Source organism: Flavobacteriales bacterium, assembly GCA_021296215.1.
In the GTDB taxonomy this organism is placed as follows: Bacteria; Bacteroidota; Bacteroidia; order Flavobacteriales; family ECT2AJA-044; genus ECT2AJA-044.
The window spans coordinates 1-24,077 of record JAGWBA010000036.1; the positions used below are offsets into that span (position 1 = coordinate 1).

Below are 24,077 nucleotides of genomic sequence, written 5' to 3' on the forward strand. Positions count from 1 at the left end.
CTTCTTCTCATCGTTTTCGGATTTTAAGGGTTAAAAATATTAACTTAACCGATGGTCCGAAATCTGGGGAGTATTACGACTAAACCATTTGGTCTAAAGGATGGGGAGTATTACGGAGTGTATTTGCCCATGGCAAGGAAATTCTGTCTTCGCCGGAGGACATGTATTCTTCGAGGATATTCCGGCTTGGCCGCCGGAAATGTGAATAAGGGCTCAACCTATTATACTCGCGCGAAGCGCGAATATCCTTTGCGCCGCAAAATATCCTGGCCCTGAGGGCCAATGCCATTTAGAAGGCAGATCAATACAGTATCAAGACTGAGTAGCTTCCAAGGTCATGACTTAACGTCCAAGGCATCTCTCAATGCATTCCCGACCAGCATGAAACTCAGAACGAGCAAAAGAATCGCGCCCCCCGGAATCACCGCCAAGTAAGCTTTATCAACGATGATATAGCTGTAGTGATCTTTGATCATGCCGCCCCAGGTCGGAATGGGTGGCTGGGCTCCTATTCCCAGGAAACTAAGTCCACTTTCGATCAATATGGCCGAAGCGAAATTAGCCGCTGAGATCACGATCACCGGAGACCAAATATTGGGCAGTACATGAGAAAACAAGGCTCGGAGCGATCTAAATCCTAACGCTTCGGTGGCCTCAACGAATTCCTTTTCCTTTAGAGATAATGCTTGTCCGCGCACCACCCGAGCCACTTCTACCCACATCGTAAGCCCAACGGCTACGAAAACCTGCCAAAATCCCTTACCCAAAGCCAAGGTTATAGCGATCACCAACAGCAAGGTCGGAATACTCCAAACCACGTTTATAAGCCACATAATAGCCGAATCGACTCGCCCTCCGTAAAACCCGGCCAAGGCACCCAAAGTCACACCTACTAAAAGAGAAATAAATACGGATATGAATCCGACCGCTAGGCTGATCCGAGCACCGAGTACCATCCGGCTCAAAAGGTCGCGTCCGAACCGGTCGGTTCCCAGCAAAAAAGTTCGGGAAACGACCCCGTGATCCGATTCCAACTCGGCTTTAAATCCGGGTTTCTGGGCAGCCAACTTCAAGTTCATTTCGTTGGCGTTGGGCGACCGATCAGGAACAAGGGCAGGGCCTGCGATAGCCACGCAAGTGATCAACACAATGAGTGCCGCTCCGAACAATCCGAGTGGATTCTTACGGAAGCGTCGCCAGGCTTTTTGTGTTGGTGAATCAGTTGAGGTCATTTAAGATCATCAAGGCTTCTTCGAGTTCGATGTCCTTGTTCAAGTTCTTTTCGAATCGTCGCGTTTTCTCCACCTGTAAGGTATCGCGTTCGATTTCGGCCATGACCAATTCACTAACGGCGTAATTCGCTTCATACTCGTCAATGGCTTCGAATTTCTCAGAAGTCGCCTCCCACTCGTCGAGTAAGGATCTGTATCGTTCGAGCTGCAGTGGAAACCTCGAGAATGTGTCCTGTTGTTCGAGCCACGAGGCCTCTTCCGAGATCAGTTCGAAGGTCTTGTTCTTTTTGAGGCGCTTCCTTGAATTCTCGCCGAGCTGCTCAAGACGCGCCGTGACCGATCCAACTCGATCATAGGGCGCCGGGGCTATTTCATCCCATTGCAACGGGAACTCGAGCTCCTTTTCACCAAAAGCCAAGAGGTTATAAGTATTCGGCAATACGATATCCGGGGTTACCCCACGGAGCTGGGTGGTGGTTCCATCGATCCGATAAAATTTCTGGATCGTCAATTTAAGCGCACCCAATGGTTTTAATGCGTCGGCATTACCTCGAACCATTTCGTCGAATTCGAACATGTTTTGAACCGTCCCTTTTCCAAAGGTATGGGTAGCTCCAACCACCACAGCGCGCTCGTAATCCTGCAGTGCTCCGGCCAAGATCTCACTGGCGCTGGCGCTAAACGCGTTGACCATCACCACCAATGGACCATCGTATACCGACCCTGAATTTTCATCGTTCAAGACCACAGGTCTCTGTCCTTTGGCCTTCACCTGGACCACCGGCCCCTTATCGATGAATAGTCCGGCGATGTCGATAGCGCCCTGCAAGCTACCTCCACCGTTGTTCCTCAGATCAAAGACCACGCCCCCAACACCTTCTTTCTTGAGTTTTATAAGCTCGTTCTTCACGTCTTCACCACAATTGCGACCGCTACCGTCAAAGCTCAAATAGAACTTGGGAAGGCGGATGTAACCGAACTTTTGACCGTCTTTTTCGATTACCGCCGAACGCGCAAAGATCTCTTCCAAAACGACCACGTCGCGAACGATCGCGATCTCCTTGATCGTTCCATTGAGCTTTCTGATCGTAAGGCGAACTTCTGTCCCCTTTTCTCCGCGAATGAGTTGAACTACGTCCTCAATGCGCATATCAACGACGTCAACAGCCTCTTCATCGGCCTGAGCAACTTTCAATATTTGATCGCCGACCTTGAGCTCACCTTGACGCCAAGATGCACTTCCCGACACGATACGTGTGACCTCCACAATTCCATCCTTGCTCATGAGCTGTGCACCTATACCCTCGAGCTGACCCGACATCTGAATCTCAAATGCGTCTTGATGGTACGGCGGAAAATATTGAGTGTGTGGGTCAAAAACAGCGGTAATGGCATTTATGTATACCGAGTGCCAGTCTTTCCGCTCCATCTCATCCATTCGATCGAACCAGTCTTCGTGACTCTTGAGCACTTTTTCGCGAGCCCGCGACTCAATCTCCTCCAGCGTAAGGCTATCTCTTTTGCGCTCGAGCAAATCGTCCACGCGCAAAAGGGTACGGTACTTCAGGTATTGACGCCAATACTCTCGTAAATCATCGCGTGTCTCGGCGTAGGGCATATCATCGGAATCCGTTTCGATATACTCTTCCACAGAAAAATCGAACGGCTCATTCAGGATATCGCGGTATATATCCTTGGCCTGACCGATCCGCAACATTAGCGTTTCGTAGGTACTGTTGAAAAAATCGGAATTAGCTGAGAGAACAGCATCGTCGAGCTGATTCCCGTAATGCTGCCAACCTTCGACATCAGAGGCCAAAAAGAAACGCTTACCCGGATCAAGCGACTTCAAGTACATATCGAACATCCGTTCGCTGAAATCGTCGTTAAAGGCCTGTGGGGCAAAGTGAGCCTGCTGCAAACCCGAAGCTACCAACTGTACAATAAGCTCTTCCTTTTCAGCTTCGGATGGCCTGTAAAAACTATATACGACCCCTGCGCTGAGCACTAAGGCTCCCAGGGCGATGATCCATTTCTTTTTCATGCTCAAATGTGCCATTTTTCATTGACATAGCGACCCTTTGCGGTATGATCGGGGCTCGCTACCTTTGTTAATCTTAAATTCGTTCTATGTTACAAGGTTTTTCAGAGAACTGGAGTGAAGAATACGCTCCCGACCATTGGACGCGCACCCTACTCGAAAACTACGGTGTCCGCGAGGAGATCATCGCCTACGTTGGACTTGGTATCGATCTGATCTTATTGGTCCTGATGGCCTGGATCGCCGACCGGATCGCTAAGAACGTCATCCTTCGCATCGTCAAATCATACGTAGAACGCTCCAAGAACGAGTGGGACGATCTCCTCCTCAAACGCAAGGTATTCAATAACCTTGCCCATTTAGCTCCTGCGTTCATCGTTTACCAACTTTTTCCACTCCTTTTCAAGGATTTCCCGGAAATGACCGAAACCGTGATGTGGCTCACTGAGATCTACACCGTTATCGTGGTCATGATGGTCGCCAACAGTTTTTTGAACGCCGCACGCGACATTCTGTTCAAAACGGAACGATTCAAGGACAAACCGGTCGGCAGTTACGTTCAACTTGGAAAGATCATCATGTACCTCTTTGGCGGAGTATACTTGATCTCCATGTTGATCGGAATAAACCCACTCACGATACTCGCCGGAATGGGTGCCGCAACCGCCGTACTCTTACTCATCTTCCGAGATATCATTTTGGGCCTCGTTGCTTCGATCACCATATCCGCCAATGACATGGTCCGTATTGGAGAATGGGTCAGCTTCGAAAAATACAGAGCCGACGGCGATGTGACCGAGATCTCGCTGACCACGGTCAAAGTACAAAACTGGGACGCTACCATTACGACCGTCCCTACTTATGCCTTCATGAGCGACGCTTTCAAGAATTGGCGAAACATGCAGTCGATCGGTGCCCGCCGAATCAAACGATCGCTGCACCTCAAAATGAGTACGGTAAAACTGGTTACCCCGGAAATGCTCGAACGCTACAAAAAGATCGAATTGGTACAGAATTTCATCGACGAGCGTCAAAGTGAGATCGAGAAGTTCAACAAGGAACACAACGTCGATAAATCTGTGCAGATCAACGGACGCAACATGACCAATATCGGATTGTTCCGCCGATATGCTCAAGAGTACATCGGGCGCAATCCGAATATTGCCAAGGATCAATCCTTGATGGTAAGGCAGCTCGAGCCAACAGAACTCGGTATTCCGATCGAGATCTATTGCTTCAGCAACGATACGCGCTGGGCGGTATACGAGGGAATTCAGGCCGATATCATGGACCACCTCATGGCCGCCACCCAATATTTCGACCTCGAAGTCTTCGAAAGCCCAACCGGCGACTTCAGCAAATTCGGCCAATGATCCGCATCGCCCTCCTGATCCTGTTGCCCCTGTGTTCCGTAGCACAGCGGGTCGATTCCATCGTGGTCGACATCTCCGATCAGCGGCTCTATACCTTCGAAAACGGCGACACCCTCGGAACCTACCCGGTCTCCACTTCCAAATACGGCATCGGATCATAGGCGGGGAGCAACAAAACGCCTTTGGGATTGCACCGCATCCAAAATAAATATGGTTTCGGCCTCTCGGCCGGAAGCGTTCTTCGCGGCAGGGTGGCTACGGGCGAGCGGCCCCGATGGAGTCGCGCCCCCGATTCACCGGAAAGGATTACGTCACTTCCCGTATTCTTTGGCTAGCCGGACTAGAGCCCGGACTTAACCAAGGCCCGGGCATCGATTCGCACGATCGATACATCTATATCCACGGCACGCACGAAGAAGGGCTCATTGGCCAACCCGCATCGCACGGATGTGTGCGTATGCTGAATGAAGATGTGATCATATTATTTGATCGCACACCTGTAGGCTCGGCCGTGTACATCCAAGAGTAACCTCTTTTGAGTTCTAAGTTCTTAGTTTTGAGTTCTAAGTTGACTATGGACTATGGACAAATTTACTCGAGCGAAGCTCGAATGTATTTTGCCGAAGGCAAAATATACTGGCCGCAAAGGCCAATGTACTCTGACTTGTCAGAATAGGTTATGCTTTCCCCTCTCTTCCTTTCCACTTCACATTGCCCAATTGACTATGAATGGCCGTTCCCACTATGGCAAAAGGGTAAAGAATAGCCGTTGCAATGGCATCGGTCATAGACAGCTTTTTCCCGTCAAGATCAGCAAAACGCTGTAGCATGGGATAATCAATGATGAATTTGGCTGCCAATGTCCACCACCACGCACCGTACCAATGGCCACGCTGCACGCCCGGAATAAAGACTCCCACGATGAAGAGGTTGAACAACAATACGGTCCAGCTCGCCATTTGTGCGCCTCCATCGCTGTAGTGCGAGGCCTTGGCCGCCCAGCGACGACGTTGTCGCCACCATTCGCTGTACGATTCGGGAGGCGGGGTGTTCACCATAGCTTTCGAAGACCACACAAAATCAATAGATTCCGGTTTCGCCTTGGCCTCGTGCAGCAGAAATAAGTCGTCTCCACTCATGATATCCAAATCCGCACGCCCCTTCCAGACACTCATAAAGAAGGGTTTCCTCACGGCCATGTTGGCTCCGTTCACCATGAGGGCATCACCTATTCCTATAGACCCTCCGGCCGAGGCGATAAGGCTGCCGAATTCAAGGGCCATATATCGGTGTCGTGGCCGGCGCGCCGGCGCAAAACGCACTGGTCCGCCCACGAGCACCTTATCCGGACTAAGAAACCGAGCCATTTCGCTCAGCCATGTAGGTTCGGGAGCCGTATCGGCATCGGTACAGATGACCCAAGGTGTATCGGCCTGTTCAAAGCCGAGGTGGACAGCGTGTTTTTTTCCTTCTCGCCCTGCGGGCAGATGAAGAACTCGGAAATCCAGCTCATAGTACTTCGCTTTCTCTTGTAGTTCTCGCGAACCCTCATCGCTACTGTGGTCATCGATAAACAGATACGTGACGGACGCATGGAAATCCTGCCGCGAGGCAGCATAACAAAACCGTTCCCACGAACCGAGTTCATTGCGAAAGGGAACGACCACGGTTAGGTTGGGCAGCGACTCCTTTTGCGTTGGCCGGCGGTCGATGAGTCGGTCGATTCCGTTGCGGTACGTGAATATTTGGCGGCCGTAAGCCACAATGAGTACGAGGGCGATGATCCAGAGGAGAATGCTCATTGGGATTAACGTTTGATCGGATGCTTGATCAGAAGAAGCAAGCCCGCCATGAGTGGTAAGAGGGTTTGGAACGCCCAGTTCAAGAACGAGGCGAGAAGTACTTTGTCAGGAGACATGCCCAGGGGTTCGGCCAAGGCGATGGCCGTTCCGCTCCGCACTACAATACTTAGGATCGAGGCTACCGGAATAATGATCGATAAGATGAAGTTCGCCTGGACGACGCATGCAATGAGTAGAATATTAGGATGGATACCCAAGGCGAACCAAATGAGTATGTTTCCGACCGAATAAGTCACATACCTCAGTAGAGCCCAACGGAGGTTTGCATGTAGAACCGATGAGCTTAATTGGCTCCCGGATGGAATTCGATGCATCCAATTGGACCACGCGGCCGGAATCAGCCTAGCGAGCCATTCGCCTCCGTCGCGGTAAAGCAGGTACGCGGGATACTGAAGCGCGAGCCAGATTCCAAGAAACGTCCAGAAGGCCCAAGCCGGAGCTTCGGGAACCATCGTGAGGTATATGGCAGCCGGAATACCGGCGACCAATGAGGTGATGAGTGTTTGGCCGTATGTATTGAGCCATTGCCGGCCGACAGCGAGCCATCGGACCGCTTGCGGAACCAGCATCGCTCGTGCCCCGTACTCCCCCACCTTCCCCGGGGTTAGGATTCCGCCCGCCAAGGCCAACAGAACCGTTTTCATGGCCGATCCGAGCGACTGTTGAAACTCGGAGGAAAAAAGGACGCGCCATTTTTGGGCTTCGAAAGCCCAATTGAGCAATGCGATGATGACCATGCAAACCACAAGTACCACCGGGTTCAATGCCCAATCGATTTGAAGCAGGCGAATGGGGCCGTAGGCCATCCGAAAATGGAGCATGCGGTCGTAGATGTACCAAAGACATCCCGCTACAATGACTACCTTTAAAAGCACCAGGGCGTATTTACGCATGGCCTAAACATACGTTAAATCGGAGGAGTGAGCGATAAAATCATATTGGGTATTGACCCCGGAACGCAAGTGATGGGGTACGGGGTGATCGAATGTCACGGCAAACAGGTGACGTACAAGGATATGGGAGTGTATCGGATGCACTACAAAACCGGTGATCACTTCTACAGGCTACATTCCGTATACAAGAACATGATGGACCTGATCGAAAAGGTGCGGCCCGATGAAATGGCCGTGGAATCTCCGTATTTCGGAAAGAACGTTCAGTCGATGCTGAAATTAGGTCGTGCGCAAGGGGTGATCATGGCAACTTCATTCCGGTTTCAGATTCCCGTGTTCGAGTATTCCCCACGGCGAATCAAGCAAGCCATTACGGGTCAAGGTGCCTCGAGCAAGGAGCAGGTCGCAGGAATGCTCGAGAATTTATTGCAGATCAAAGACATGAAAGGCCCACTTGACGCTACGGACGGACTTGCAGCGGCGGTGTGCCATCATTTTTCCAGTTCCGGATCCGTTTCAACGGGCGGACACAAAGACTGGGGTGATTTTCTGAAAAAGAACCCGGATCGACTGGATTGATCAAAAGGCCGCAGCGATCTCCATGGCGGTTTGCTCCATGACTTCAGCAGCAAACTCTTTCTTTGGGGCCGAAAAATTGATGTCTCCGACGTGATTTATGGGCACGAGGTGAATATGAGCGTGAGGCACTTCTAAACCGATTACAGCGACTCCAACGCGCTCACAGGGAATGGCCTTATCGATGGCCTTGGCCACTTTCTGAGCAAACGCCCAAAATTTCTCGTGAGCCTGCGGCTCGATGTCAAAAATATAATCCGTTTCGACCTTTGGGATCACTAATACGTGTCCACGTGCCAAAGGCTGAATATCCAAGAAGGCCAGGTGACGATCATCCTCTGCCACTTTGTAGCTGGGGATATCGCCATTAACAATACGAGTGAAAATGGAGGCCATTAGCTTCGGGTGATTTCGAGTATCTCGAATTCGATCTCCCCGGCCGGAACCTGAATCTTTGCGGTATCTCCAACGGACTTCCCAAGGATTCCCTTTCCAATCGGGCTATTTACAGATATGCGGCCCGATTTGAGGTCGGCCTCGGTTTCGGAAACCAAGGTGTACTTCATCTGAGCCCCGTTATTCTTGTTCTTAACCGTTACGGTAGACAGAATGAGTGCCTTGGAAGTGTCCATTTGACTTTCATCGACTATACGTGCATTGGAGATCAACTCCTTCAACTTGGATATTTTCAGCTCCAAGAGACCTTGAGCCTCTTTGGCAGCGTCGTACTCCGCGTTCTCGGATAAATCCCCTTTGTCGCGAGCTTCAGCGATCTGCTGTGAGATCTTTGGACGCTCTACGTACTCGAGTTCTTCCAGTTCTTTCTTGAGCTTCTTGAGCCCTTCAGGCGTATAATAGGATAGCGTTGACATAGCTACTTCGCGTTTAAAACATGTTGGGTGTGTGCCCCTAAACCAAAAGAAGACCGATGAACCGGTCTCCTTGGAGCCGAGCAATATACAAAAAAGAAAGGCACCTCGGTGTGAGGCGCCTTTACTCTATCTATTACTGGTTTGTTACTTACAGAGAGATCTTGGCGCCAAAAGTGGTGAATCCACCCAAGTCTCGAGTGTGTCGGTAGGCGTAATCGATACCGAAGGTCGTTCCTCCGTCATCCAAAGGCACTTCGAAACTCAATCCTCCGTTAAATCCAGAGAAGATCGTTTGAGCCGTCGCGGCATCAAAGATTTCGCTTTCATACACATAACCGGCACGAAGCATAACCCATTCTTTGTAGCTGTACTCACATCCCGCACCAATTTGGTCACGAGTAAAAGAGTTAGACGTAAAGTTGGCAGCAACGGTCAATCGGTTATCCGGGAACAAGAAGTCGTACGATCCACCGATGTTCAACAACGAAGGCAACTCGAAGTTGCTCGAACGCTGCTGTACCGTTTGGTCATACGTTCCGAACAAAGTTCCCAAGCTGAGTGACAATCCATCACCTTGGAAGCTCATGGCCGGACCGACGTTCTTGAGACCGATACCGAACTTGATGTTGTCTTGCTCACCTTTCACGTACTGGATACCAGCATCGAAACAAACACCTGCGCCGTTCAAATCGGGTATGCTATGACTGATCAATTTCACGGTAACACCACCATAAATGTTCTCGGTAAACTTCTTAGCATAAGAAACTCCCAAGTTCAAGTAAGTGGCGCTGTAGGTTCCTAAACCACCCTCGGGCGATCCAGTAGTGGTGATCTCAATATCACCAAAACCCATGGCCATTAGCGTAACACTCAATGCTCCGGTTTCACCCACACGCTGGGTGAAACCAAAGGCATCGACATTAATATCAGCATCTCCGAACCAGTCGGTGTGAGAGAATACTAGTTCAGTTTTCTCAGTGAAAGCCGTTCCTGCAACATTGAGAAATACGGCTTCAACTCCTCGTGCTCCGGCAGTATTGACGCCTCCCCAGCCCGCTGAACGGGCCCAAGGATTGATCAACAACTCTGCGGCACCGGCAGAACCCGCACGTTGTTCATTACCTGCTTGTCCTTGAAACGGCAGCAACAGAAGTGCCGCAACAAAGGCTGGTAACGCTATCTGTAGATATCTTTTCATAATCATTGGTTTCAAGATTCGACGTTTTGGGTTCATTAGAATGTATCGAGGTCAACTGGACGCATAGATCCAAACCATTTCACGAAGGTTTCTCCAATACCTTCAGCTTTCACGTGGATCACGTACATACCACTGGCGATCGGAACCGCATTGGTATTCTTCAGATCCCACTCGATAAACGTGCTCGGATTGTCCTTGTTGAATCGACGCACAAGTGCACCATTGGTCGTGTAAACCGACACTACACAACGAGGTGGAAGGTTCGTGATCTTCACGCGATTATCGAGCTGATTGGTCTCATAGGCTGAGTATGCGTAGTACGGGTTAGGCACCACACGTACAATGCTCAGAGCATTCTCCGCTGTATTGTTATCGTTCGTGATCGTGGCAACATCATCAGTGTTGAACTGATAAACCGGATTTCCGGAGTTGCTTCCATCAATCTCGTAGGCATCATACTCTTTGCTGACACGCAGCTTCACAGTAACATCCGTTGCCAACAAGTCTTGTCCCGGCTCAAGCAATGGTATACTTACCCAAGTACAAGCAGCAAACACCTGACGCTTATTTACATTTGTAGGATCATTCAGTGCATCGTAGTATGGGTTCATCGTTTCATCATCGCCCATATACGGTGCTAGTTCCCCTTGATACTCTGAATTCATTATGTACAAGAAGTGCTTACCGCCAAAAGCTACTTGACCAAGGGTGTTGATCTCTGTAGAAGTCGGGTTGAACAACATGTCGTTTCCGTTCTGACCAGATTGCCAGCTGTCCTCGGCAAACATAATATTCAATCGAACACCCTTCTCCAGGTCTAACGCATATCCTGGGAACCATCCCCAACCTGTACTACCTGAAGCATCTGGATTTCCGTCCTTATCTACTGAAGGGGCCGCACGAAAATTAAGTTTTTCGGCACCACCCTGTGCAAGGTCAGTCTGATCTTGGGCCTCTAGCACCGGAACGCGAGTCCAAAGCGATTTATCCGAGGTTAACACTACATCCACACTATTCAGGGATTCAAGTCTTGAAAGTGCTTGGAACGGTCCTTCCCAACCAGGCCCGCTTCCGTCCGGAGTATTTGTCGTTACGACATCATTACTTACCAAACGGTATGGAGCCCATGTTCCTCCAAGCACATCTTCAAAGACACCCTCATCATCACCCGGCTTATCCGGGTAATTTCCGGTATTGTTTGTCCCTGAACGAATCCAGTTAAATCGTGGGTCTCCATCGAAATCTCCTACACCTGTCAGCCAAGCTTTGGTGTTATCTTCAAAAACCATGTCCGCTCCGAGGAAACCATTTCCTTCGGTAGGGTTATCACCCGGATTCTCAGCGTCAACGGCCGCAATACTCATACCCCAGAATTCTCCGGCGCTGTTTACGAGCAACTGCTCCTTCTCGATCTCAATGGTACCGTTGGACCAGATCGTATTTTCAGGACTTCCATCCGGCAAACGAACAATGTACCACGTGGCTGAAGCATTAGCTCCACTGAATACAATTCTGTAATCACCTGTAGGTACACTGAGTGGATCAACCACTTTGATTTGTACCGGCCCTTGACCGTTCTCGTATACAGGGTTATCCATGGTGTAGTTCATTACGATATCTTCAGCGGTTTCAGCCTTGAATTCGAGAATGTTACCACAGTTACCCGTTCCTTCGATACGGGTCAACTCAGGACCATCACCGTACTCTGCCTGTTGAATAGTACCAGAGGCCTCTGGTGAGGTGATGTGCGGAATACCCACGTAGGTAGTAATATTTCTACGTCCCGCTTTGTACGGCTTGGTTTGTCCGTCGAGTCCATTCGGATCGGTCGGGTTATACAACTTAAACTCATTGTAAGCGTAAGCGATAACCGTATAGTAGTATGGCTTGTGGTTCACCAAAGTAGGATCACCAGTAGCAAATGCGTCTTCCGTGATCAAGAAGCTCTTTTGTGTACCATCATCATTGGCTCCCAAGGTCATTTCTTGTGGAACAGGTACACCAAGAGACGGATCAGTTTCGTAATTGATCAATGTGGTAACACCGTTAGCGATATCACACTGTGCAACTCGACGAGCCAAATCAGGGTTGTAAATATCCGTAACAGATACAGTAGCATCTTTCAACTGGAAAATCTGATACCCTTCAAAAACGTAAGTCGTATCATCGAATCCAATAATGAGCGGATCGAGCTCTTCGTACTCTTCGTTGAAGTTGTTCGAATTTTCGCTGTTACTCAACATCAAGATCAACTTACGATCGAGCTCTTGAATGTTCATGGTAGGAGCATCAGGTCCGTCCAATACTTTAAAGCAGTTATCGAACAACGCCTGTGCTTTATCATCGGCCAATCGCATCAATTCTACAGAAGCCAAACGACCACCTGTAGTAGCACGTGCCCAAACCACACCAGTAGTGATGTAGTTCACAGCACCGGGCTGCAAGGTAAATGATCCGGCCGATTGCAAGAATCGACGGTCACCTTCATCGTTACCGGCTGAATGTTCAGTCCAGTCATCACCTGGGAAGTCAGGATTTGTATCCCCTGGGAACATAAAGTCCGTTGGAGGACCGGGTCCAGTAGTTGGCCCGTGACCGTTTGCTCCGTTGTGAACCATACCTGTATTGTCCTTCCAGATACCGCGTAGGTAATTGTAGAAGTGAAAGGCTTGAATTGGGTTACCGGTTGGCAAATCTCGCACGTTTTCGTAGTACACGAATTTACTCATGATGATCTGCTCACCAATTTCGTCAACCGTTCCATCACGGTCATTGTCGATACCATCACCTGGATCGGCTAAAGGACCTCGGAAGAAGTCAACCCCAATCGAAGGTGGGTTGAGTCCGTATCCGGTAGCACCTTCATCGTCCTCATCACCATTATAACAGAATCCAAGTCCACGACCGACGTCACATCCGACGTAGTCGTCGTCGTATTTTCCGAGATCTGGATCGACCCACTGTCCGAAATAAGTATTCTTCAGTACAAAAGATGCCCGGTTCACGATTTTGTAGCTGTAGAACGTCATGTTGTTGATCTCGTCATTCGTAGCAAAGGCAAAAGCCTGAGCTTGAATTTCGAGACCGATAGGCTCGGCATTCGTTTCGGAATGAATGTTACCCTTGTCGTTGAATACCCACCAGAGTGTTTGGTCTCCAAATAGCAGATCTGCACCTTGACAATCGGCTTCTCCAGATAAATCATATGCCGGGTAGTCTCCTACTGCAGGATCATAGAAACCATCACCATCAGCATCGAAGAACGGTGCTAAAGGCTCAGCTCCAAATTGTGAGTATGTATCAGGGTAATTACCGGGCCACTCCAGTATGACCGATGGTACCGTGTAGTTGGGGTCGTCGTTGGTTCCATTCAACCAAGACACATAGTCCTCAACTTGCTGACGTGTGATTTGATAGTGCTCGTCGAATTCAGCACAAATGGTGTCATCGACCGAGGCAGTAGCCGCGTCGAGTGGCCCAGGCCAAAAGTCACTACCCTCCTGACGATACGTCATCGCGGCGACTTTGAGCTGGTCACCCACATCCTGACCACCGATCCATAAGGCACCGGCGAACATGGAGTGCTTGCTACTCTCTCGCGGAATCTCATAGATTCCATTCATCAAATCCCACCACATGTCTCCTCCGGCGAGAATACGAGTACGTACGTTGTTCACGGCCAAGTCGGTCTGAGCACTGGCTGGGGCACAACTCGCACCAATATTCTTGGGTGCCGGAGAAGCAGCGGAATTCGAGCTTCCGGGGGTATTGGCGTTTTCTTTCGCCCAGAGTCCGCTAAACGATCCAAGGGCAACAGCGAAAGCCAATAATTTCAATCTGCTTTTCATGATTTATCTGGTTTTCCAATTAAAATTTTTCTTCAAGTGTTTGGGTTAATCGCTTAGAAGCTCAACAGTACTCCCAAACGCATGCGGCGTGGCAGGCTGTAGTTGGAAGGACTGTTCACTTTAACTCCGTAGAGGTCTTGGAACGACTGTGAGTCAGTTTGCTGAACAATGAGCACCTGTGCCTCAGCACTTGACAAGAATCCATCGTCGTCCGGGTTACCCGTGTAACGATATACGTTGATCACGTTCAAACTGTTCAACAAGTTCTGCACGTCGAGGTAGACGTTCATGGTAGCCGTTTTTTGCTTACCACCTTCTTCTTTACCACCCCACTTCAAGTTAACCTGCTTGTTCAAGCGCATATCGATACGGAACTGCCATGGGAGACGTGAACCGTTGATAGAACCTTTCAGGATCGGACGTTGGTTGATACCGAACGAGGCCGATTGAAGTACGTTTTGCTGACGCGTGTATGGAGTACCTGAACCCGCGCGGAACGTGAAGTTAGCACCGGCGTTTTCGAATACATCAGCTCCGAACCAAGTTGGTCCGTTGTAATCCTTTCCAGAGCTGAAGCGGTAGTCAACTACGGCAACCAAGGTATGGCGCTGATCGAAATCGAGCGGTTGAATCACACGCAAATTTGGCTGACCTTGTTGTGCCAAGTTCAATCCTGTAGTAGCGTTTGAACCGGAACCATCCGCGAACTGCAAGGTATAATTGAAGTTCATACTTACGTTACCCGTACGACGCAAATCGTAGCTCACGCTAAATCCTTTAACTGTACCAAAGTCGAGGTTTCCGAAAGTGGTGTAGTTAACCGGATATGCGTAGTTGATCTGAGTAGCCTGGATCATGTCGCGCAACTCGCGATAGAAGGCACTCAAGGTCAAAGCTGAACGCTTGCTCAAAGTTTGCTTGAAACCTACCTCGTAGTCGATCGTACGCTCCGGGCGCAAATCCGGGTTGTTCAATACGTTTCCTTGAGTCGCTTCCAAGTACAGGTAATCCGTAGGGTCGAAACGAATAAATCTGTTCGGACGCTGAGTCAAGATATCGTAGTGAGCGAAGAACAACGCCTGATCCGAGATCGGGAAGTTGAACGAGATACGTGGCATCACATTCACTTGAGGCGTGTAGTCTTCAAACGACTCTGCGGTAAGGTCCGTTGCCAAATTCGTGTTGTCCGGATCTTCCAAGTAAGGAGTAATTCGACCTGTAGTCGTAGACTGAGCGATGGAGATCGGGTCGGCGATCTGGTTACCATAGGCATCGTACCACTGGCTTCCGTCGCGGTATCCCACTACTCGAGCAGGCTCGGTCAAATCGTTCACATATACAACATAGTCGTCACCGATGTTCTGTGGAAGAGCATCAACACCAAGCACTCCTTCCTGAAGCATTTCCTGAGCGGAAATAGTTGGGAAGAGTGAGTATTGGTCAACCAATACTTTTTGGTTGGCATCAAAGCGGTCAACACGCACCCCGATGTTGAATACGAGGTCTTTGAACTGGAACTTATCTTGAATGTATCCAGCAATATAGATCGGACGGAAGGCATCGATCTGACGCTTCAAGTTTCCGTTGTCATCTGTTTCAGAGAAGAAATCCTCGAAGATGACCGGACCATCCAATTTATTACCGTGAGCATCGTAACCCGCGTAAGCAACGAGGGCGTTACCGTTGTTCAAAAGCTCATCTGGGCTGAAGTACTCGATATCCATCTGATTCGGATTCAAAGCATCCGTATTGATGAAGTTCACATCGTCAATGGCGTAGCCCAAAGACTGACGCAATTGTTGGTCGAAGTAACTCTGAGCAGCTCCGTTGTACAATCTGTTGTAAGTAATGGTATCGTTGAAGTTACCGTTTGCGTCTGTTCCAACGATCGGATTGTTGAAGTCGAGCTCGAGCAAGTGAGAGCTGGTCAACTGACGTGCCAATACCCATAAGTTTACTGGCGCTACACTCCAGAAACGGTCAACACGTTGCTCGTACTCGAATCCGACGATAATGCTGTGGTTCTTGATATCCGCAGAACCTGAACCAACCACGCGGAACTGATTGTTGTCCGTAAAGTTGTAACCATTCCACTGACGTCCGGTATTGAACCAAAGTGAGTAGTTGCTGGGCGGACGCTGTCCGTTCAAGAGTGCTCCCTGACCTTGAGCATCGAAGATACTGTTCACGTCTCCGTTCACGAAGTCCCAGTATTGCTCGGTGTAGTTAGTAGCATTCGGGTTCTTGTCTCCCGGCTCAAAGGTTACCAAAGTGTCTACGATGTTGGTTTGCAACCATCCGGTCAAACCAGAAACCGTATCCAGTCCATAAGTAAAGGTCGGCGCCTGAAGGCGATCGAACTTACCGATGTATCCGTAATCCCACAGGTTCTCATAGTGACTGTCGTCTTGAGTTAGACGATATGCCTCACTGTAATCTACCTGCAAAGAGTAGAATGCGTTTTTCACGTTGTTCGCAGCAGACTCGTCTGCTGAATCCACAAAACGCTGTAGGAAACGGGCAAATACCCTCCAGTCGCGGTTGCGGAATTCCGGATTGTTCACCGGGTTTAACAACGAGTAGTTGTACTGCCAAGTCTGTCCCTTAGCCCAGTTAAAAGTTCCACCGAACTTGAGGTTCGTGGTCTTACTGGTCTTGAGGTCGAACTTCGCCGAGAAACGAAGGTCTTGACGTTGGTTGTTTTGTTTCCAGTCGATGTTCTCCAAATCACTCATTCGAAGGAACTCCGAGTTACGAAGCACACCACCACCGAAACCGGCTGGGCGATAGGGTTGCTGCTCCAATGAATAGAGCAAGTCGTCGTTAACTTTCCATGTTCCGATCGCGGATGGACTCGGATCTCGTTGGTACTGGTACTCACCAGCAATAAAGAATCCGAACAATGGCGAACCATCACTTCGACGTGCCAGAGGTCCTGATAGGTTGAAACCTAACAACGATTGGTCGTATTCGTCGAATATTGATGACGTGTTCACCTCCAATCCGCCAAGGTACTTGTTCGAAGGGCCGCGAGTGGTCATACTGATGATACCCCCTGTAGCATCTCCGTACTGTGCAGGAAGTCCACCCGTAATAATGGTCAACTGGTCAATGGCCGTTTGAGGAATGGTAGTAGCACCGCGAACCTTGATACCGTCGATGTATACGTCCGTAGCGTCACTACGCGAACCGCGTACGTTGATACCCGAACCGTCATCTTGCTGGTATATCCCGGCGTAAGTCGATGCAATAGAATTAACGTCACGCTGAGGCAATTTCTGGATATCATCTCCGGTGGATGTCTTACCCTGTTTATCGGGGTCGATAAGCGGGATCGTATATGCGATCACTTCGACTCCGATTAGGACTTCGTTTTCCTCCGTCAAACCACCATTAAGCGTGGTAGTCTTGTTTGGAGAAATAATTACACCGCTGAACGGCTGAGTCCGGTAACCGATAAAAGAGATCTCAACCTCATAGCGTCCCGGATCGAGCGGCTTAATCACGTACCGACCGTCATAGTCAGTTGTGGTACCGTCAACCGGTTCTCCATTCAGCTTCACCACCACGTTAGCCAGCGGCACCGGATCTCCGGTTTGCTTGTCGGTTACCTGTCCCCTAAGCTCACCCGGGCGTTGCTGCCCGAATGCCGCGAAGAGTGTCCCAATAAATAAGACAGTGAGTAGTTTTCGTAGCATAACCAATCGTTTAAGTTAACCTAATGTTTAGATTTCGTAAATATAAAAACAATAAAATCGGACAGGCAAATATAATGTTTGCCATAAATCACAATTTCGAGTCGCCTCGAATAGGCCTCGATCCGGATGTTTCGTAAGGAATGCACGCTTTGCACTATCTTGCGCAAAACGCCGTTAGGAGTAAGTGCGATGAAAATACCAAAAACCATTCAATTGTTCACTCTATTAGTCCTAATTTCTGTTTTCGGCCTCGCGGCCGGATGCGGGAAATCGGTCGAAGGAGGAGTCCCCAACGTGGCCGTGAACATTACCATATATCCCTCACAGCCAGAGTACTTCGACCTTCAAATACCCGGTGGATGGGTGTACGTTGCGGGCGGTTATAGAGGCCTTATTATATACAGGTATTCAGAAAACGAATTTCACGCCTACGACCGCGCTTGCCCTATTCACTACGATCAAACGTGTGGACGAATCGATGTGGACTCCACGAACAACGTGCTGGCCACTTGTCCGTGCGACTCGGCCGTATGGAGCATCATCGATGGTGGACCCGTTTCTGCCTCTCTCCCACTCCGCGAGTACAATACCTACTACGATGGAAACCGCCTCGATATCATCAATTGAGGCACCTCCAAAAAGAAAAGGCGTCCCCTTTCCGGAAGCGCCTTTTAAAAATCACAGTTCTAGATCGGCCCGTAGGGCCATATCTTAGTATCGGTAATACTCCGGCTTGAACGGTCCGGCTACTTCGACACCGATGTACTCGGCCTGATCAGGACGTAGGGTATCCAACTCCACGCCGATCTTCTTGAGGTGCAAGGCTGCTACTTTCTCATCCAAGTGCTTCGGCAAGGTGTACACCTTATTCTCGTAGCGGTCTTTGTATTGCCACAACTCGATTTGAGCCAATACTTGATTGGTAAAGCTGTTACTCATTACGAAGCTAGGGTGACCAGTAGCACAACCCAAGTTCACCAAACGGCCCTCGGCCAAAAGAATGATGTCTTTTCCGTCGAGGTTGTACTTATCGACCTGAGGCTTGATCTGAGCGCGCTCGGCATTGCCCTTCAACCACGCTACATCGATCTCGTTATCGAAGTGCCCGATGTTACATACGATCGTTTTATCGTTCATCAAACGAAAGTGCTCCTCGGAGATGATGTCTTTGTTACCCGTTGCCGTAACCACGATATCGGCGCGTGGAATGGCATTCACCATTTTCTTCACTTCGAAACCGTCCATGGCGGCCTGCAAAGCACAGATCGGATCGATCTCGGTAACGATAACGCGAGCTCCGGCTCCGCGCAATGAAGCTGCGGTACCTTTTCCAACGTCTCCATAACCACCAACTACGGCTACTTTTCCGGCCAGCATAACATCCGTGGCACGGCGAATAGCGTCTACAGCCGATTCTTTACATCCGAACTTGTTGTCGAATTTCGACTTGGTCACCGAGTCGTTCACATTGATCGCCGGCATAGGCAAGGTGCCTTTGGCCATGCGCTCATATAAACGGTGAACCCCTGTGGTCGTTTCTTCAGACAATCCGTTGATCCCTTCAACCAATTCCGGATAGCGATCCAATACCATATTAGTAAGGTCACCTCCATCGTCGAGGATCATGTTCAACGGTTGGCCGCCTTCGAAGGCGGTGAGCGTTTGTTCGATACACCAATCGAACTCCTCTTCGGCTTGACCTTTCCACGCAAAAACAGGAACTCCTGCTTTGGCGATGGTCGCAGCGGCGTGATCCTGCGTGCTGAAGATGTTACAGCTCGACCAAGTAACATCGGCGCCCAACTCAACGAGGGTCTCGATCAATACAGCCGTTTGAACCGTCATGTGCAAGCAACCCGCAATGCGAGCTCCTTTTAACGGCTTGCTTTGGCCGTACTCCTCGCGGAGCGACATAAGACCCGGCATTTCTGCCTCGGCCAACTCAATTTCCATTCGCCCCCATTCGGCCAAGGAGATATCTTTTACCTTGTAATTCAATTGCTCTTGAGTAGATGCGCTCATGCCTTATTTTTTAAATCTGTGCAAAGGTACTCAATAGGTTGACAAAAACGAAAGTCAAAACCTTAGGAGTCTTTGCAATGGGTTGAACATTAATTCTATCTTTGAAATTCACGTAAAACTGCCATGGAATCCAAAGTACTCAAGCACTTCGATAAGCGTCGGCAAACCAAACGCAAACAACTTGCCGTGTTGGTAGACCCCGATAAATCGACTCCCGAGTCATTGGCGGAAATCGGTTCACTCGTACACAAAGCATCAGTAGAACACATTTTTGTGGGCGGTAGTTTACTTACGAGTGGGGAAATGGATGTTACCTTGACGATCTTGCGCGAACATTGCGAAGCACATTTGACCATTTTTCCCGGTAGCATCAATCAAATCAGCTCCAAAGCCGACGCGCTGTTTCTGCTGAGCCTGATCAGCGGTCGCAATGCAGACCTTTTAATAGGAAAGCACGTAGAAGCTGCCCCATCGCTCCGCAGGAGCAAATTGGAATTGATTCCAACCGGGTACATGCTCGTGGATGGAGGTCAACCGACCACCGCGAGTTACATGAGCAACACCTTCCCCATTCCGCGCGATAAAGAAGAGATCGCCATGAGCACGGCAATTGCCGGTGAAATGCTGGGTTTGCGCTGCATCTATCTCGATGCCGGCTCCGGAGCCTTGCACCCCGTACCGGAGCCGATGATTGAATGCATCCAGGGTGCGGTCGACATTCCGGTGATCGTAGGCGGGGGCATGCGCACTGCGAGTGATGTAGCAGCGGCCTTTACGGCCGGAGCCGATGTAGCGGTGGTAGGCAACGCCTTTGAGCACAACCCCGAGCTTATTCTTTCAATGGCCGAAACGGCCCAGCAATTTGCCTGACCCATGCAAGCTATTGTCGACGTAAGCCTGTATCCACTGGCGAACGATTTTATTCCCCATATCGATACCTTTATATATAAGATCCAAGAAAACTCGAACCTCGAGGTAACGGTTTCAGAAACTTCCACGTCCATTAAAGGCGAGTACGACGAGTTAATGTCGGTACTCACAGAAGCCATGAAGTCGAGTTTATCGGCCGTTCCCTGCTCGTTCAACCTGAGGATCTTGGGCGGAGCAACGGGCGACGTTGAAAACAAGCACTTATGAATGCCGTGCGTATTTCGGTTACGGGACCTGAATCCACGGGCAAAAGCCACCTTAGCCAGTGGTTGTCCGAGGAGCTGGGGCTGGGTTGGGTGCCCGAAGTGGCTCGAAGCTACTTGGCTGAGCTCGGTCGACCCTACGAAAAAGCCGATCTGCTCGAGATCATGCTCGAACAACTCGCCCTTGAAGAAGAAACCCTACACCACTTTCCACAAGGATTGGTCGCCGACACGGATCCGCTCGTGATCGAAGTATGGAGCGAGTTCAACTACGGCGATGTAGACCCTGTGATCGCCAAATACGTGCGCGAACATCGGTACGATCAGTACTTACTTTGCGATGTTGACCTCCCCTGGGAACCCGACCCCTTGCGCGAACACCCCGAAGCCCGAAAGGAGCTCATGAACATCTACATCGACAAGTGCGCCGGCTTAGGTTTGCCCTTCAGTATCGTTTCCGGAACGGGCGAAGCGAGGAACCACGCCGCACATCGTGCCGTGAGGCACTTGTTCAAATAAATCGGAGCGAAAAGCGCGAACCGCAGTCCGAAAATTCGGTTACCTTTGCGCATATCTCAAAAGGGGTGCCGATTGCGGGCTGAGATCATACCCATTGAACCTGGGCGGGTTATGCCGCCAAGCGAAGGTTAATTTATAAAGCAACACCAGCGAGTCACCCCTTTCTCGTGATTAAATCTTTAATCATGAAGAAATTCTTATCGACTGCGGTGTTCCTGCTTTTCTGCGCGTATGGCACCGTAAGTCAGGAAGTCACCACCATTCAAGGACGCGTTATCGACGCACAAACCCGCGAAGGCTTGCCCTTTGCGCACATCGGCTTTGGAGGCCCCTCAATGCCTCCGGGGGTAAGCGCCGACAAGGAAGGTTATTTTGAGCTACAAATGACCTCAGAAGGGGTAGTGATATTCGACGTTTCCTTTGTAGGTTATCGGACTCAATCGGTTACGGTAAAGCTCGATGCACCATCTAAATCGGTCACGGTAGCCCTGGAACGCGAAGCCGAGGAGATCGCGGAAGTCGTGGTTCAGGCCCTACGGGCCGAAGAGGATGCTCCCGTTGCTTACGAGACCATAACACGCAAAGAACTCGAAGAGGTGAATTTGGGGCAAGACCTACCCATTCTGCTCGACCAGAGCACCGGGGTGGTCACCAGTTCCGATGCCGGAGCCGGCGTAGGGTACACCAATATGCGCATTCGTGGATCCGATCAAACCCGGATCAATGTAACGGTGAATGGTATTCCGATCAACGACTCCGAATCGCAGGGCGTTTTTTGGGTCAACATGCCCGACCTGAGCTCGAGTACTTCGAGCATACAGATTCAGCGCGGGGTTGGGACTTCAACCAATGGAGCGGCGGCCTTTGGTGCAACGGTCAACATGAATACCGACATGTTTAACACCGAAGCCTACGGAAACGTGACCCTTGCTGGTGGCTCGTTCAATACATTCAAGAGAAATTTGGAGTTTGGGACAGGTCTACTGGGCGATCGCTTCATCGTCGAAGGACGCATATCGCAAATCACCTCAGATGGTTACATCGATCGGGCGAGTAGTGATTTGCGCAGCTACTATTTGAGCGCAGGTATGTACAACGAGAATACCACTTTAAAATTCATCACCTTTTCGGGTCAAGAACGCACCTATCAGAGCTGGTGGGGCACGCCACAATCACGCCTCGAAGACGACTCGTCGGGCATGTACAACCACGCCGTGAACAACGGGCTCGACTCAGCCCAAACGCACAACTTGTTCAACAGTGGCCGCACCTATAACTACTACGAATACGACGATCAGGTCGACTATTACGGGCAGGATCACTACCAGCTTCACTGGGCTCAACGGATCAACGAAAATCTGAAGGCTACAGCTGCGCTTCACTACACTCGAGGATCGGGGTATTTTGAGGAGTTTCGAGGTCAGGATGATTTTGCGGCGTACGGACTTGCAAATCCTGCCGTAGGCAGCGATTCACTTACCCAAACCGACTTGGTTCGCCGCCGCTGGCTCGACAACGATTTTTACGGGGTCACGTTTTCTGCAGAACACAAGGGGCGCGATTTGAATGTAACCGTAGGTGGTGCCTGGAACCGATACGATGGGCTCCACTACGGTGAGTTGATTTGGATGCAGTACGCCTTTGACACGCCGAAGGATTTACGATACTACGAGGGCGATGCGGTGAAGACCGACATCAACATATACCTTAAGGGGAGCTATGACTGGAAATCGTTCCGCTTTTACGGAGATCTGCAGGTACGCGGCATTGACTATCGCACGGAGGGAACCGATAACGACCTGGTTAACTACGATGTAGACGCCGGTTTCAACTTTTTTAATCCGAAGGTGGGGGTGACTTATTTCATGGGGAATCGCCAGCAGGTGTACGGAAGTTTTGCCCGGGCCGGACGCGAACCCGTGCGGAGCGACTTTATCGATGCGCCAGCCGGACGCACACCGGTGGCGGAGGAGCTGAACAACTTTGAATTTGGGTACCGGTACACTGGAGCTAAGCTGGCCTTTGAGGCCAATGGATATTACATGGACTACACCAATCAATTGGTGGTAACAGGTGAGCTGAACGACGTGGGCGCTTCGGTGCGCACCAACGTGCCGGAGAGTTACCGGGCCGGAATCGAGCTGAACGCCACGTACAGCGTTGCCCGCAACTGGATCCTGGGCGGAAACTGGGCTTTGAGTCAGAACAAAATCGAGTCGTTTGAAGAGACCATCTACGACTATACGAACGGGTTCGACGTGATCGTGAACGAGTACGAAAACACCGACATCGCTTTGAGTCCGAATTCGGTCGGCGCGGTGTATGTGGAATACCAACCTGTAAATAGGGCCATGGTCCGACTTCAGGGTAAATATGTAGGCAAGCAATACCTCGATAACACCTCGAATGAGGACCGCACGATTGACGCATTCTTTGTGACTGATCTGGTAGCCGGCTACACCTTTGTTCCCGAGGGCATCGAGGGAATCGACGTACAACTGAAGGTGAATAACCTATTCAACACGCTGTACAGCTCCTTCGGATACACCTACAGCTACGTTTTCGGGGATATGATCACGGAGAACTTCTATTATCCGCAGGCGACGATTAACTTCTTGGGACAAGTGACGGTTCGATTGTAAATCGAAACAGTGGTATCAGTGGCGCGGCACGCTAGAAGTGGTATCAGTGTTATAAGTGTTATAAGTGGAAGTGAATAATGCATCGCAGCGGAGTCTGTTCAGAAAAGTGTGTCACTTAACTTAGTGATATGAAAAAGCAAGAAATATCGAAAGCCGGCTTACAAGAGT

General features: G+C 50.1%; 19 protein-coding genes. 9 read left to right on the plus strand and 10 right to left on the minus strand.

What is annotated here, in order from left to right:
* Nucleotides 1-335: 335 nt before the first annotated feature.
* A complete protein-coding gene (locus J4F31_07255) occupies nucleotides 336-1,232 on the minus strand; it encodes an ABC transporter permease (protein ID MCE2496357.1) in 897 nt (298 codons plus the stop codon).
* Entirely contained in the window at nucleotides 1,219-3,291 is a 2,073-nt protein-coding gene (locus tag J4F31_07260) for a carboxy terminal-processing peptidase (GenBank protein ID MCE2496358.1), read from the minus strand. The genes J4F31_07255 and J4F31_07260 overlap by 14 nt, the downstream gene beginning before the upstream one ends.
* 71 nt (nucleotides 3,292-3,362) lie before the next feature.
* Between J4F31_07260 and J4F31_07265 the strand changes: the two genes are divergently transcribed.
* From J4F31_07265 to J4F31_07275, 3 genes are all read left to right on the plus strand, one after another.
* Complete coding sequence (locus tag J4F31_07265; GenBank protein ID MCE2496359.1) at nucleotides 3,363-4,646, plus strand: mechanosensitive ion channel; 1,284 nt, start codon at nucleotides 3,363-3,365, stop codon at nucleotides 4,644-4,646.
* On the plus strand, nucleotides 4,643-4,807 hold the full coding sequence (locus J4F31_07270; protein MCE2496360.1) for a L,D-transpeptidase: 165 nt from the start codon (nucleotides 4,643-4,645) through the stop codon (nucleotides 4,805-4,807). The genes J4F31_07265 and J4F31_07270 overlap by 4 nt, the downstream gene beginning before the upstream one ends.
* 113 nt (nucleotides 4,808-4,920) lie before the next feature.
* A complete protein-coding gene (locus tag J4F31_07275) occupies nucleotides 4,921-5,175 on the plus strand; it encodes a L,D-transpeptidase (GenBank protein MCE2496361.1) in 255 nt (84 codons plus the stop codon).
* 148 nt (nucleotides 5,176-5,323) lie between these two features.
* Here J4F31_07275 and J4F31_07280 read toward each other — a convergent pair whose 3' ends face one another.
* The gene (locus tag J4F31_07280) at nucleotides 5,324-6,448 is read right to left on the minus strand and encodes a glycosyltransferase (GenBank protein ID MCE2496362.1); all 1,125 of its coding nucleotides are present in this window, start codon (nucleotides 6,446-6,448) and stop codon (nucleotides 5,324-5,326) included.
* A gap of 5 nt (nucleotides 6,449-6,453) precedes the next feature.
* The gene (locus J4F31_07285; GenBank protein ID MCE2496363.1) at nucleotides 6,454-7,401 is read right to left on the minus strand and encodes a hypothetical protein; all 948 of its coding nucleotides are present in this window, start codon (nucleotides 7,399-7,401) and stop codon (nucleotides 6,454-6,456) included.
* Between the two features lie 18 nt (nucleotides 7,402-7,419).
* Here J4F31_07285 and ruvC point away from each other — a divergent pair, with 18 nt between their 5' ends.
* Nucleotides 7,420-7,980, plus strand: coding sequence for a crossover junction endodeoxyribonuclease RuvC (gene ruvC / locus J4F31_07290; GenBank protein MCE2496364.1), 561 nt, complete (start codon nucleotides 7,420-7,422; stop codon nucleotides 7,978-7,980).
* On the opposite strand, the gene J4F31_07295 is transcribed toward ruvC, so the two are convergent.
* From J4F31_07295 to J4F31_07315, 5 genes are all read right to left on the minus strand, one after another.
* Nucleotides 7,981-8,373 carry an HIT family protein gene (locus tag J4F31_07295; protein ID MCE2496365.1) on the minus strand — a complete coding sequence of 131 codons (393 nt, stop codon included), beginning with the start codon at nucleotides 8,371-8,373 and terminating at the stop codon, nucleotides 7,981-7,983.
* A complete protein-coding gene (greA, locus tag J4F31_07300; protein ID MCE2496366.1) occupies nucleotides 8,373-8,849 on the minus strand; it encodes a transcription elongation factor GreA in 477 nt (158 codons plus the stop codon). Before greA ends, J4F31_07295 begins: the two co-directional genes overlap by 1 nt.
* Before the next feature lie 148 nt (nucleotides 8,850-8,997).
* Nucleotides 8,998-10,047, minus strand: a complete 1,050-nt coding sequence (locus tag J4F31_07305) for a PorV/PorQ family protein (protein ID MCE2496367.1) — start codon at nucleotides 10,045-10,047, stop codon at nucleotides 8,998-9,000.
* A gap of 35 nt (nucleotides 10,048-10,082) precedes the next feature.
* Nucleotides 10,083-13,895 (minus strand): T9SS C-terminal target domain-containing protein, encoded by a 3,813-nt coding sequence (locus tag J4F31_07310; GenBank protein ID MCE2496368.1) that lies wholly within the window; start codon nucleotides 13,893-13,895, stop codon nucleotides 10,083-10,085.
* 53 nt (nucleotides 13,896-13,948) lie between these two features.
* Entirely contained in the window at nucleotides 13,949-17,593 is a 3,645-nt protein-coding gene (locus J4F31_07315) for a TonB-dependent receptor (protein ID MCE2496369.1), read from the minus strand.
* Between the two features lie 213 nt (nucleotides 17,594-17,806).
* On the opposite strand from J4F31_07315, the gene J4F31_07320 reads away from it, so the two are divergent.
* Entirely contained in the window at nucleotides 17,807-18,220 is a 414-nt protein-coding gene (locus tag J4F31_07320) for a hypothetical protein (GenBank protein MCE2496370.1), read from the plus strand.
* Nucleotides 18,221-18,304: 84 nt separating this feature from the next.
* Here J4F31_07320 and J4F31_07325 read toward each other — a convergent pair whose 3' ends face one another.
* Nucleotides 18,305-19,615, minus strand: coding sequence for an adenosylhomocysteinase (locus J4F31_07325; protein ID MCE2496371.1), 1,311 nt, complete (start codon nucleotides 19,613-19,615; stop codon nucleotides 18,305-18,307).
* A gap of 123 nt (nucleotides 19,616-19,738) precedes the next feature.
* On the opposite strand from J4F31_07325, the gene J4F31_07330 reads away from it, so the two are divergent.
* The 4 genes from J4F31_07330 to J4F31_07345 all read left to right on the plus strand — a co-directional run bounded on the left by J4F31_07330 (nucleotide 19,739) and on the right by J4F31_07345 (nucleotide 23,909).
* A complete protein-coding gene (locus tag J4F31_07330; protein ID MCE2496372.1) occupies nucleotides 19,739-20,485 on the plus strand; it encodes a geranylgeranylglyceryl/heptaprenylglyceryl phosphate synthase in 747 nt (248 codons plus the stop codon).
* Nucleotides 20,486-20,488: 3 nt separating this feature from the next.
* A complete protein-coding gene (locus J4F31_07335; GenBank protein ID MCE2496373.1) occupies nucleotides 20,489-20,752 on the plus strand; it encodes a thiamine-binding protein in 264 nt (87 codons plus the stop codon).
* Complete coding sequence (locus tag J4F31_07340; protein MCE2496374.1) at nucleotides 20,749-21,267, plus strand: ATP-binding protein; 519 nt, start codon at nucleotides 20,749-20,751, stop codon at nucleotides 21,265-21,267. Before J4F31_07335 ends, J4F31_07340 begins: the two co-directional genes overlap by 4 nt.
* 185 nt (nucleotides 21,268-21,452) lie before the next feature.
* Nucleotides 21,453-23,909 carry a TonB-dependent receptor gene (locus J4F31_07345; GenBank protein MCE2496375.1) on the plus strand — a complete coding sequence of 819 codons (2,457 nt, stop codon included), beginning with the start codon at nucleotides 21,453-21,455 and terminating at the stop codon, nucleotides 23,907-23,909.
* The last annotated feature ends 168 nt before the right edge of the window (nucleotides 23,910-24,077 follow it).

Coding starts and splice junctions, on each gene's coding strand:
- J4F31_07285 (MCE2496363.1), bottom strand. CDS start 7,401: ATGCGTAAATACGCCCTGGTGCTTTTAAAGGTAGTCATTGTAGCGGGA.
- J4F31_07260 (MCE2496358.1), bottom strand. CDS start 3,291: ATGGCACATTTGAGCATGAAAAAGAAATGGATCATCGCCCTGGGAGCC.
- J4F31_07315 (MCE2496369.1), bottom strand. CDS start 17,593: ATGCTACGAAAACTACTCACTGTCTTATTTATTGGGACACTCTTCGCG.
- J4F31_07255 (MCE2496357.1), bottom strand. CDS start 1,232: ATGACCTCAACTGATTCACCAACACAAAAAGCCTGGCGACGCTTCCGT.
- J4F31_07275 (MCE2496361.1), top strand. CDS start 4,921: ATGGAGTCGCGCCCCCGATTCACCGGAAAGGATTACGTCACTTCCCGT.
- J4F31_07335 (MCE2496373.1), top strand. CDS start 20,489: ATGCAAGCTATTGTCGACGTAAGCCTGTATCCACTGGCGAACGATTTT.
- J4F31_07280 (MCE2496362.1), bottom strand. CDS start 6,448: ATGAGCATTCTCCTCTGGATCATCGCCCTCGTACTCATTGTGGCTTAC.
- greA (MCE2496366.1), bottom strand. CDS start 8,849: ATGTCAACGCTATCCTATTATACGCCTGAAGGGCTCAAGAAGCTCAAG.
- J4F31_07295 (MCE2496365.1), bottom strand. CDS start 8,373: ATGGCCTCCATTTTCACTCGTATTGTTAATGGCGATATCCCCAGCTAC.
- J4F31_07305 (MCE2496367.1), bottom strand. CDS start 10,047: ATGAAAAGATATCTACAGATAGCGTTACCAGCCTTTGTTGCGGCACTT.
- J4F31_07345 (MCE2496375.1), top strand. CDS start 21,453: ATGAAGAAATTCTTATCGACTGCGGTGTTCCTGCTTTTCTGCGCGTAT.
- J4F31_07265 (MCE2496359.1), top strand. CDS start 3,363: ATGTTACAAGGTTTTTCAGAGAACTGGAGTGAAGAATACGCTCCCGAC.
- J4F31_07325 (MCE2496371.1), bottom strand. CDS start 19,615: ATGAGCGCATCTACTCAAGAGCAATTGAATTACAAGGTAAAAGATATC.
- J4F31_07270 (MCE2496360.1), top strand. CDS start 4,643: ATGATCCGCATCGCCCTCCTGATCCTGTTGCCCCTGTGTTCCGTAGCA.
- J4F31_07310 (MCE2496368.1), bottom strand. CDS start 13,895: ATGAAAAGCAGATTGAAATTATTGGCTTTCGCTGTTGCCCTTGGATCG.
- J4F31_07330 (MCE2496372.1), top strand. CDS start 19,739: ATGGAATCCAAAGTACTCAAGCACTTCGATAAGCGTCGGCAAACCAAA.
- J4F31_07340 (MCE2496374.1), top strand. CDS start 20,749: ATGAATGCCGTGCGTATTTCGGTTACGGGACCTGAATCCACGGGCAAA.